This window comes from Parvibaculum sp. (genome assembly GCF_002684405.1).
GTDB lineage: Bacteria > Pseudomonadota > Alphaproteobacteria > Parvibaculales > Parvibaculaceae > Parvibaculum.
The window spans coordinates 1-10,537 of sequence record NZ_NYVD01000090.1 but is presented as its reverse complement, the minus strand read 5'-3'; the positions used below and the strand labels follow the sequence as shown (position 1 = coordinate 10,537).

The window sequence follows — 10,537 nt, the reverse complement described above, 5'->3', positions numbered from 1 at the left end:
TGGCGGGCATGGCGGTAAGCGATGCCCACGCCTTCAACGTGGTGTTCGATCAGTCGCCGGAAGATGAGTCCGTCGGCATTCTGGTCGGTTTTATCGATGGAGATCATGCTACCGCCATGAGTTCGATGGGGGATAACATCCGCCGCGAGGAAGTGATTAAGGCGCTCACGGACTATTTTGGCCCCGAGGCTCGCGAACCCATCGACTATGTCGATCAGGACTGGACGGCAGAGGAATGGAGCCGGGGCTGCTATGTGGCTCACATGGCGCCGGGTGTGATGACCCGCTTCGGCGAGGCGTTGCGCGCGCCAGTCGGCCGTATCCATTGGGCAGGCACCGAAACGGCGACCGAATGGCAGGGCTATATGGACGGTGCGCTCCAGTCCGGTATCCGTGCCGCAAGGGAAGTCATGGAGCGCCTGCCGCGCTGACTCCGGTGTGAGTGTCACATTGTGAAATTTTGCTCCGGCGCTGCAACACCGATTGACAGCGCCGGTCATGGCCATTATCTCTCCGCTCGAACGCAATCGCACGTGCCACTGGCCACCACGGTTAAGTAACGGCGTACGCGTCTCTTTGGACAATTTCGGCGGCGCCGACCGTTTCGGGCCACCCGCCGGGTTTCGAGGGAGATTGCATATGGCCGGTTCAAGACCGAGGGGCTGACGCCCCGGATCAACCGGGTCTTCCGTCAGGGCGAAACGTTCGGAAATTCCGACAAGCTCATGACTGTTGAAGCGAGGTGCATTCGGCCTCGCACCCGGAACATAGCCCCGACCGAGGGGCGTGAGCGCGTTCCATCCGCGAAATCGTAATAACTTATCCAAGGCCCCGGCGGGCGATCCCCTACTGGAAATGTATGTGGGACGGCGTCCGGCAAGCCAAGGTCCATCTACTGGTTGGGGAGAGGCACTATGACCGAATCCAATGCCCTCTTCCAATTGGGGATCGACTTGAACCGCGATTCAAGCAGCACCCAGGCGGAAGTACTCGAGTTTCCTGTTCAGGCGCCGTCGGAAGAGGCCGAAAAAGCCGATACCGTCGAAGCCGGGCCCTACACATCGTCCGACGAGCGCACCGATTTCTTTATCGAGCGCGACGGCGTCCGCTATGCCGGCACGCATCTGATCATCGACCTGGTCGGCGCGAGCCGTCTGGACGATATCGAGCATATCGAGAAGGCGCTGAGGCGCTGCGTGGAAGTGTCCAAGGCGACCTTGTTGCACATCCATCTGCATCACTTCACGCCGAACGGAGGCGTGTCGGGTGTGGCCGTGCTGTCGGAGAGCCATATCTCCATCCATAGCTGGCCCGAAGCCGACTATGCCGCGCTCGATGTGTTCATGTGCGGCGAAGCCGAGCCGCATAACGCCATCGAAGTGCTGCGCGAAGCCTTCAGTCCGTCCGACATCCGTGTCGGCGAACACCTGCGCGGACAGGACATGGTCTGATGCCGTTTCAGGACGACAAAGGCGGACGCTGGATCGACGAAACCCTCTACGAAGAGGAGGGTTTCGTCTGCACTTTTCGCGCGGACAAGGTGATCTATGAGGAAAAGACCGGGCAGCAGTCCCTGGTGATTTTCGAGAACGCGTTGTTCGGCCGGATGATGGCGCTTGATGGGGTGACACAGCTCACCATGCGCGACGAGTTCATCTATCATGAGATGATGACCCATGTGCCGATCCTCGCGCATGGGAACGCAAAGCGTGTGCTCATCATCGGCGGCGGCGATGGCGGCATCCTGCGTGAGGTAACGCGTCACAAGACGGTCGAGCACGTCACCATGGTCGAGATCGACCCTTCGGTGACGGAGTTTGCAAAGAAGCATCTGGCCGAAGTTTCCAACGGAGCGTTCGACGATCCGCGTCTCAACCTGGTTTTCGCCGATGGCGCGAAATTCGTGGAAGAGACGGAAGATCGTTATGACGTCATCATCGTGGATTCGACCGACCCGATAGGTCCGGGCGAAGTGCTCTTCCGTGAGGCGTTCTATCGCGCTTGTGCCGGGTGCATGAATGAAGGCGGCGTCATCGTTACGCAGAACGGTGTGCCTTTCATGCAGTCTGAAGAGCTGGCGGGCACCATGGAAAAATTCCGCCGGATTTTTGCGACAGGCACCTGCTATCTCGCCACCATTCCGACCTATGTCGGCGGCCCGATGGCGATGGGCTGGGGGACGGACAACACTTCCCTGCTGGATGTGCCGGTCGAAGAACTCGCCAGCCGCTATGAGGCCGCGGGCCTTTCGACGCAGTACTACACGCCCGAAGTCCACAAGGCGGCTTTCGCTTTGCCGGGTTATGTGTCGAAGATTACAGGTAGTCGCTGATTGAAACGGGGAGCGAGGGTGATTCGCCTAAGCTCCCCGAACAGTCGCGCAGTATTCTTTTTCCGGAATCGGTTGCTGCGGTGCGGTGTACCGAAAAATCCAGCGCATTAGCCCTTTTTTTACTTCGAATATCAATTCGAATGGATTGCTAACCATAACGGATGTTACCTTAACTTCACAAAGTCCCGGCGCATTTCTTCTGGTGTGACGGGGACATGTTCCTTGGGGTGGGAATGTATCGGAGGAAGTGAGGCATGCGGCGAGTGGGTGTGCAGCCGGTCAGAAATCTTGATCAGCGCGATGGGCAGGGCGACTTCGACGAGATGGAACCTCTTCGTCCGGTGGATGTGGTTTTGGTTAGCGGCGGGATGCTGATTTCGGCAGCGACGGTCGTGCTGGCGTTGTGGAAGCTCAAGGACCTGATTTTCTGACGCCTGCTCTGCCGAGGCGGGGAGCAGTCAGGCAAGCCTCTCGTCGGAGACGACAATGCCGTCGCCGTCCGCATAGGCCCATGCGCCCGGGCGGAAGGTCACGCCTGCGAACTGAAACACTTTCCCGAATTCACCAAGGCCCTGCTTCTCGCTTTTGCGCGGATGCACCGCCAGCGCCTTGATGCCGACCGCACAGTCTTCGAGCTCGGCCGTATCGCGCACGCAGCCATTGATGATCACCCCGGCCCAGCCATTTTCTTCCGCCAGCTTTCCAAGATTGCCGCCGAAAAGGGCGCAGCGCATGGAGCCGCCCCCATCCACGACGAGCACACGGCCCTTGCCTTCGCTTTCCACTGCATCGCGGACTTTCGTGTTGTCCTCAAAGGCGGCCAGCGTGACGATCTCGCCGCAAAAACCGAGGATGCCGCCGAAATCGGCAAAAACCGGTTCGGCATATTGAAGCCGGTCGGAGAACTCATCGGAAAGGTCTGTGGTGGCGGGTACTGTCGTTGCGTCGGGGCGGGGCGTCATAGGCATCCTCATACTGTCGGGTTGGAATGGCGCCGGCGGTAAAGGTGATCCGCCCTGGCGCCAAAATGTCGTGCGAGGCGGCACATATCGCGCCGCCTCGAAAATCGGTCAAAGTGCCTCATAGGCTGCCGCGAGCAGTCCCATCGCACGAGGGTCGCCGGCGAGATCGGGGCCCATCTGGTTCATGACATAGGAAATGCCGACACCGGCTACCGGATCGCATAGCACGAAAGAGCCGCCCCATCCGGAATGGCCGATGGTCGCCTCATTGGGACCATAGAGAAGACCGCCAACATTACGCAAAACGCCGGCGCCCCAGCTTCCCTGAAGGCCCAGAACCAGATCTTCGTTCGAAATCTGTTCGGCTGAAAGCTTGGCAAGCGTCTCCCGGCTGACAAGGCTTGTGCCGTTCAATGCGCCGCCCGCCGCGACGGCTCCGAAGAGCTTTGCCAGGGCGCTGGCCGACCCCCGGCCGTTGGCGGATGAAATTTCCGCCTTCCGCCACGCGCGGCTGTTGGGCGCCGTCGCCGAGGGCGAGGGATTGGCGAAAGTAAGCTTCTGGACTTCATTGAGGTTGGCGGCGTCGAGCGGCTGTGCATTCGGCGCGGCAATCATTTCCGCAATGCGGCCTTCCTCGCTTTCCGGCAGGCCGATATAGAAGTCGATCTCCCATGGCGCAGCGATCTCGTCCCGGAAAAATCGACCGATCGTCTTGCCGGTGATCCGTTTCACGAGTTCGCCGGTGATGAACGCATAAGTGAGTGCGTGATAGCCCGAGCGCGTACCGGGTTCCCAGAGCGGCTCGGCCGCCGCCATGCGCGCCGCCATGTCGTCGTGATCGTAGAGATTTTCTTCGGTAAGGGGCTCGCGCAAGGTGGAAAGGCCCGCCTGATGCGAAATCGCCTGACCGACCGTGAGCCGGTCTTTTCCATGAGCGCCGAATTCCGGCCAGTGCTTGATGATCGGGTCGTCATAGGAAAGCTCGCCGCGCTCGACCAGACGTGCAAGGCACAAAGCGGCCACGGCCTTGGTCGTGGACCAGACATTGGGCAGCGTATCGCGCTGCCAGGCTTTGCTGCGCGCGGCATCGGTGTGCCCGCCCCAGAGATCGACGAGATACTCGCCGTCTTTCCAGATGGCGAAGGAAGCGCCGACATCTCCCCCCTTGATGAAATTACTTGCGAATGCATCGCGCACGGCTTCAAAGCCCGGCGCGACCTCTCCCTCAATATCGACCATGGCGGAATCTGCCATATCACTCCCTCGGATTTTGTTTGATGGGCAAGAGCGTATCCGGACAGTCGCGCTTTTCGCAAAGGAAACTCTGGATGCCATGAAAAAGGCCGCGGGATTGCTCCCGCGGCCTTCATGTTTTGCCGAAGTGGCAGCGACTGGATTAGTCGGCCGACTTCTTGAACTGCGCAGCTTCCGTGGACTCGCCAAGGGCGGTCGTGGAGCTCTGGCCGCCGGCGGCAGCCACGGAGACCATGTCGAAATAGCCCGTGCCCACTTCGCGCTGGTGACGCGTGGCGGTGTAGCCGTCGCCTTCGGCGCCGAACTCGGCCTGCTGCAGCTCGGAATAGGCGGCCATGCCGCGATCCTTGTAGCCGCGAGCCAGCTCGAACATGCCGTAGTTGAGCTGATGGAAGCCGGCCAGCGTCACGAACTGGTACTTGTAGCCCATGGCCGCGATTTCGCGCTGGAACTTGGCAATCGTGTCCTTGTCCAGATTGGCTTCCCAGTTGAAGCTCGGCGAGCAGTTGTACGCCAGCATCTGGTCCGGATACTTCTTCTTGACCGCTTCGGCGAAGCGCTTGGCGTCGTCGAGGTTCGGAACCGACGTTTCCCACCACAGCAGATCGGCGTAGGGCGCGAAGGCCAGACCGCGATTGATGCAGTGATCGACGCCCGTGCCGTCCTTCAGGCGGTAGAAGCCTTCAGCCGTACGGCCGGCATCGAAGTCGATGAAGTCGTGATCGTACTCGTCGATGTCGGAGGTGATGAGCTTGGCGGACTCAGCGTCCGTACGAGCCATGATGAGGGTCGGCGTGCCCATCACGTCGGCGCCGAGGCGCGCGGCGTTCAGGTTACGGATGTGCTGCTTGGTCGGGATCAGCACCTTGCCGCCCAGATGGCCGCACTTCTTTTCAGAAGCGAGCTGGTCTTCATAGTGGACGCCAGCGGCACCGGCCTCGATATAGGCCTTCATGATCTCGAAGCAGTTGAGCGGACCGCCGAAGCCGGCTTCCGCATCGGCCACGATCGGCACGAACCAGTCGCGCTGTGCGCCGCCTTCGGAATGCTCGATCTCATCCGCGCGCTTCAGCGTGCGGTTGATACGGCGGGCAAGCTCCGGACCGGCATTGGCCGGGTAGAGGCTCTGGTCCGGGTACATGGCAGAGGCGGTGTTCGCATCGGCGGCAACCTGCCAGCCGGAGAGATAGATCGCCTTCAGGCCGGCACGGACCATCTGCATCGCCTGGTTGCCGGAAAGGGCGCCGAGCGAGTGGATGTAGTCTTCCGTGTGCAGGCCGTCCCAGAGCTTGTTCGCACCGCGCGTGGCGAGCGTGTACTCGATGGGGAAGGAGCCGCGCAGCTTTTCAACGTCTTCGACGCTGTAGTTGCGCTCAACATTGTCGAACCGGCCCTTGGGTGCGCCGGGAACGAGGTCGTAAAAAGTCTTGCTCATGGTTTCATTCCTCGTAGTCGGAGGGGATGGGTGAGGGGGCCCGGTTTCAGTTTGCGGCTTCCTGCTGCAGAATCTGCTGATAAGCCGGCAGCGTGAGGAATTCCTCGCATTCCTTCGCCTTGGTCATCTCGGAGAAGAGCTTGATCGCCTCTTCGAAATGGCCGTTCGTCCAGCGCTCTTCGCCGAGCGCCTCGCGGAGTTTCTTCATCTCGTCTTCGAGCACTTCGTCGAAGAGTTCAGGGCTGACCTTGCGGCCATCGTTGAGGTCGGCGCCGTGATAGATCCACTGCCAGAGCTGCGTCCGGCTGATTTCGGCCGTCGCGGCGTCTTCCATCAGGTTGTAGAGCGGCACGGCACCGCGCCCGCCAAGCCAGGCTTCGATATACTGAACGCCCACACGGCAGCATTCGCGCATGCCGCCCTCGGTCCGCTCGCCCTTATGCGGCTCGAGCAGTTCCTTCTGGCCGACATTCACGTCCTGCCTCTGGCGTGCAAGCTGGTTGGGACCTTCGAGCTTGCCGAAGACTTCCATCGCCACAGCGACGAGGTCGGGATGAGCGACCCAGGTGCCATCATGGCCATTATTGGCCTCGCGCTCCTTGTCGGCGCGGACCTTGGCGAAGGCGGCTTCATTGGCCGCTTCATCGCCCTTGACCGGGATCTGGGCGGCCATGCCGCCCATGGCGAAGGCGCCGCGCTCATGGCAGGTCTTTACCAGCAGCAGCGAATAGGCGTTCAGGAATGCATCGCCCATCACAACCTGCGCACGGTCCGGCAGGATGAAGTTCGGGTTTTTACCGAGGCGCTTGATGTAGCTGAAGATGTAGTCCCAGCGGCCGCAATTGAGGCCGACGATGTGATCCTTCAGTTCGTAGAGGATCTCATGCATCTCGAACGCGGCGGGCAGCGTTTCGATCAGGATGGTGGTCTTGATCGTACCGTTGGGCACGCCGAGTGCCTTCTGTGCATCGACGAAGATGTCGTTCCACAGGCGCGCTTCCAGATGGCTTTCCATCTTCGGCAGGTAGAAATACGGGCCGGAGCCGGATGCGATCTGCTTCTTCGCATTGTGGAAGAAGTAGAGACCGAAATCGAAGATGCCGCCGGACATCGGCGCGCCGTCGACTTCGACATGCGCCTCTTCCAGGTGCCAGCCGCGCGGACGCACGATCAGCGTCGCGGGATTGTCGATGACGTTGTAGGTCTTGCCGTTCGAGTCGTCGGTGAAGCCGATCGAGCCGTCCCAATAGGCCATCATGTTCTGCTGGCCGCCGATCATGTTGTCCCATGTCGGCGCCGCGGCATCCTCGAAGTCCGTCATGTAGGACTGCGCACCGGAGTTCAGCGCGTTGATGACCATCTTGCGGTTGTCGACCGGGCCGGTGATTTCCACACGGCGGTCGAGCAGATCCTTCGGGATCGGCGCAACTTTCCAGTCGCCTTCGCGGATGTTCTTCGTCTCGGGCAGGAAGTCGGGCAGTTCGCCGGCGTCGAACTTCTTCTGACGCGCGGCGCGCGCGGCGAGCAGCTCCTTGCGGCGGGCGCCGAATTTGCGCTCCAGCTCCACTACGAATTCCAGGGCTTCCTGGGTCAGGATGCGCTCATAGCCGGGCTTCATCGCGCCCTTGATGACAACGCCGTCCACGCTCGGTGCTCCGCTCATGCTTGCTCGCCTCCGCTGGCCGTACTTGGGTTCTGGATTTGCGGAGGTCATACATTGACGACAGCCGAATGTCCATGACCGAGGCTCCATTTCCTAAGCTATTGAAAAGATTGAAGTAAAGTTGTTGACAAGATTCGCTGTCGTTTTTGTTGAAAATGTAAATTTTGTAAATTAATTTCAATGGAGCCGGATCGTTTGGGATCCGGATTCCTGTAAGAGAGTCAGTCACATGGCAGCCGAAAAGAAGGTTTTTGCCGGTCCGCGCATCAGGCGCCTCCGCCGAGAGCGGAAACTCACTCAGGCCCGTATGGCGGAAAATCTCGGCATCTCCGCGAGCTATCTCAATCTGATCGAACGCAACCAGAGACCCGTGTCGGTACAGATTCTGCTCAAACTCGCCGAAGTTTTCGATGTCGATCTCAGAACGCTGGGCGGTGACGATGAGGCGCGCGCCCTCACCGTGCTGCGTGAAATATTCGCCGATCCCGTCTTTCGCGACGCCGGGCTCTCCATCCAGGACCTGCAGGAAGTTGCTGCGGCAAGCCCCGCCTTTGCCGATGCGGTGTCGACGCTCTACCGCGCCTATCAGGAATCCATGACCAGTGGAGCCATGCTGGCCGAACGTCTCGCCGATCGCGATATCGACGATGCGAGCGATACACCCGGCCTGCCGCTGGAAGAGGTGCGGGACTTCATCAACAGTCGCAAGAACCATTTCCCCGCGCTCGATGCCGCCGCGGAAGAACTCTATGAGAGTGCGCGTATCAGTGCGGACGAACCCTATGTCAGCCTGCGCAACGCCTTGCGTGACAAACATGGCGTCTCGACCCGGATTGCGCCCGCCGACATCATGTCCGGCGAGTTGCGCCGCTACGACCGGCACCGTCAGACGATTTTCCTGTCCGAACTGCTCGACCAGCCAGGACGCTCCTTCCAGCTTGCTTATCAACTCGGTTATTTCGAACAGTCGCGTACCATCGAGGATATCGTCGAAAGCTCAGGTCTCGACAGCGACGAAGCCTGCCGTCTGCTGCGGGTGGCACTGGCGAATTATTTCGCGGCGGCGCTCCTCATGCCCTATGACGCCTTTCTCAGGACCGCGGAGCAGACCAATTACGACATCCGTTTGCTGGGCCGCCGTTTCGGCACGAGCTTCGAGCAGGTCTGCCATCGCCTGACGACGCTGCAGCGGCCCGGTGCGAAGGGCATCCCCTTCTTCCTCATCCGTGTGGACAATGCGGGGAATGTTTCCAAGCGCTTTTCAGCCGCGGGGTTCCACTTTGCGCGTTTTGGCGGCACATGCCCGCGCTGGAACGTGCATGACGCCTTCCGCGTGCCGGGGCAGGTTTATACGCAGATCGTGCAGATGGAAGACGGCACGCGCTATTTCTCCATCGCCCGCACGGTGAGCCGGGCAGGCTCGGGGATAGGCGTGCCGGGCGACCAATATGTGGTCGGCCTCGGGTGCGATATCGCCCATGCACGAAACCTCATCTACAGCCAGGGCTACGATCTCGACGACGAGCGTGGCGCCATGCCCATCGGGGTCAATTGCCGCCTCTGTGAAAGGGTCGATTGTTCGCAGCCACCATTTAAGTCGCTGAAGCACCGCCTGCGTGTGGACGATCACGTGCGCGGGGTGTCGCCTTTCGGCGTGCCGGTGGTGGAAGACCGGGAAGCAGGAGAATAGCGCTTCAAAGTCCCATCAACGCCCGTGCAACAAAGGCGAAGACCGCAAGCGCCAGGACACCGGCAAGCCAGATGCCCGCAAACCAGTAGACCCGTTTGAGGGGCTCGGGAACGTTGTGATCGTTATTCTCCGCCATAGCCTCCATGCTCCGTCGCCTTGCCCCTGAAGACGCTATAGGCATACCAAGTGTAGCCAAGCACCATTGGCAGCACGAGCACCACGCCGACCATCGCGAAGATCACGCTGGAACGCGGTGCGATGGCGTCGTAGATCGTGATGTCGGGCGGGATGATGTGCGGATAGAGCGAGATACCGATCCCGGCAAAGCCCAGCACGAAAAGCCCGATGGAAGAGGCGAAAGGGGCAAGCTCCCTGCCGGACAGAATGACGTAGAAAAGCCAGGCTGCCAGAAGAGCCGTGACGACCGGGATCGGGAACAGGAAGACGAGATTGATGCCGCTGAACCAGCGATCCGCAATGGCGGGCCGGAGGAAGGGCGTCAGCACACTGACCGCCGCCATGGCAATGAGCACGCCGCCTGCCAGAACCAGCGCGGCGCGCCGTGCCCAGGCTTGAAGGTCGCCCTCCGTTTTCAGGATGAGCCATGTCGCACCGAGCAGGCCGTATCCCACCACGGTGCCAAGCCCTGTGAGCACGGTGAAGGGCGACAGCCAGTCGAACATGCCGCCGGAATAATGAAGGCCGTCGACGCGGACGCCCTGCACCAGCGCGCCAACAAGGACGCCCTGCATGAAAGCCGCGATCAGCGAACCGCCGAAGAAGCTCGCACTCCACAGATGCGTGCTGGTATCTGCCTGATGACGGAATTCGAAGGCGACACCCCGGAAGATCAGGGCGAAGAGCATCAACATGACGGGGATATAGAAGGCCGATAGCGCGATCGAATAGACGAGCGGGAAGAAAACCATCAACCCGCCGCCGCCGAGCACGAGCCAGGTCTCGTTACCGTCCCAGACGGGCGCGACCGAGTTCATCATGATGTTGCGCGACCGGCCGTCGGGCGCGAATGGGAAAAGAATACCGGTACCGAGATCGAAACCGTCCAGCAGCACATAGCCGAGAATGGCGGCGGCGATGATGCCGGCGGAGATGAGAGCGAGAATTTCCATGGGGACTGCCTCCTATTCCGCGGGAACGACAAGGCCGGGGCGCGCGCCGCGCATGGCCTCGGGCGGTTCAC

11 protein-coding genes are annotated in these 10,537 nt (G+C 60.8%); 5 read left to right on the top strand and 6 right to left on the bottom strand.

All coding sequences use genetic code 11. The features are described 5' to 3' along the window. The 4 genes from CMI59_RS08215 to CMI59_RS08200 all read left to right on the top strand — a co-directional run. On the top strand, positions 1 to 431 hold a 431-nt coding region (locus CMI59_RS08215), incomplete at its 5' end, for an FAD-dependent oxidoreductase (RefSeq protein ID WP_293327099.1). Positions 432 to 914: 483 nt separating this feature from the next. Beyond that, entirely contained in the window at positions 915 to 1,451 is a 537-nt protein-coding gene (gene speD, locus CMI59_RS08210; protein ID WP_167094004.1) for an adenosylmethionine decarboxylase, read from the top strand. Beyond that, the gene (speE, locus tag CMI59_RS08205; protein WP_293327096.1) at positions 1,451 to 2,332 is read left to right on the top strand and encodes a polyamine aminopropyltransferase; all 882 of its coding nucleotides are present in this window, start codon (positions 1,451 to 1,453) and stop codon (positions 2,330 to 2,332) included. The genes speD and speE overlap by 1 nt, the downstream gene beginning before the upstream one ends. Before the next feature lie 254 nt (positions 2,333 to 2,586). Beyond that, positions 2,587 to 2,763, top strand: a complete 177-nt coding sequence (locus CMI59_RS08200) for a hypothetical protein (protein WP_293327094.1) — start codon at positions 2,587 to 2,589, stop codon at positions 2,761 to 2,763. Positions 2,764 to 2,790: 27 nt separating this feature from the next. Here CMI59_RS08200 and rraA read toward each other — a convergent pair whose 3' ends face one another. The 4 genes from rraA to aceB all read right to left on the bottom strand — a co-directional run bounded on the left by rraA (position 2,791) and on the right by aceB (position 7,646). Beyond that, positions 2,791 to 3,294: a ribonuclease E activity regulator RraA gene (gene rraA / locus CMI59_RS08195; RefSeq protein WP_293327091.1), complete on the bottom strand. Its 504-nt coding sequence runs from the start codon at positions 3,292 to 3,294 to the stop codon at positions 2,791 to 2,793. Positions 3,295 to 3,402: 108 nt separating this feature from the next. After that, a complete protein-coding gene (locus CMI59_RS08190) occupies positions 3,403 to 4,548 on the bottom strand; it encodes a serine hydrolase domain-containing protein (RefSeq protein ID WP_293327089.1) in 1,146 nt (381 codons plus the stop codon). A 142-nt stretch (positions 4,549 to 4,690) separates the two neighbouring features. Beyond that, positions 4,691 to 5,983 (bottom strand): isocitrate lyase, encoded by a 1,293-nt coding sequence (aceA, locus tag CMI59_RS08185; RefSeq protein ID WP_293327086.1) that lies wholly within the window; start codon positions 5,981 to 5,983, stop codon positions 4,691 to 4,693. Between the two features lie 46 nt (positions 5,984 to 6,029). Further along, entirely contained in the window at positions 6,030 to 7,646 is a 1,617-nt protein-coding gene (aceB, locus tag CMI59_RS08180) for a malate synthase A (protein ID WP_293327084.1), read from the bottom strand. A 229-nt stretch (positions 7,647 to 7,875) separates the two neighbouring features. On the opposite strand from aceB, the gene CMI59_RS08175 reads away from it, so the two are divergent. Continuing rightward, entirely contained in the window at positions 7,876 to 9,336 is a 1,461-nt protein-coding gene (locus CMI59_RS08175) for a short-chain fatty acyl-CoA regulator family protein (RefSeq protein WP_293327083.1), read from the top strand. Between the two features lie 4 nt (positions 9,337 to 9,340). Here the strand turns inward: CMI59_RS08175 and CMI59_RS08170 are convergent, their stop codons facing one another. Next, entirely contained in the window at positions 9,341 to 9,472 is a 132-nt protein-coding gene (locus CMI59_RS08170) for a DUF2474 family protein (RefSeq protein WP_293327081.1), read from the bottom strand. Then, positions 9,459 to 10,466, bottom strand: coding sequence for a cytochrome d ubiquinol oxidase subunit II (cydB, locus tag CMI59_RS08165; protein ID WP_293327079.1), 1,008 nt, complete (start codon positions 10,464 to 10,466; stop codon positions 9,459 to 9,461). The genes CMI59_RS08170 and cydB overlap by 14 nt, the downstream gene beginning before the upstream one ends. Positions 10,467 to 10,537: the final 71 nt, after the last annotated feature.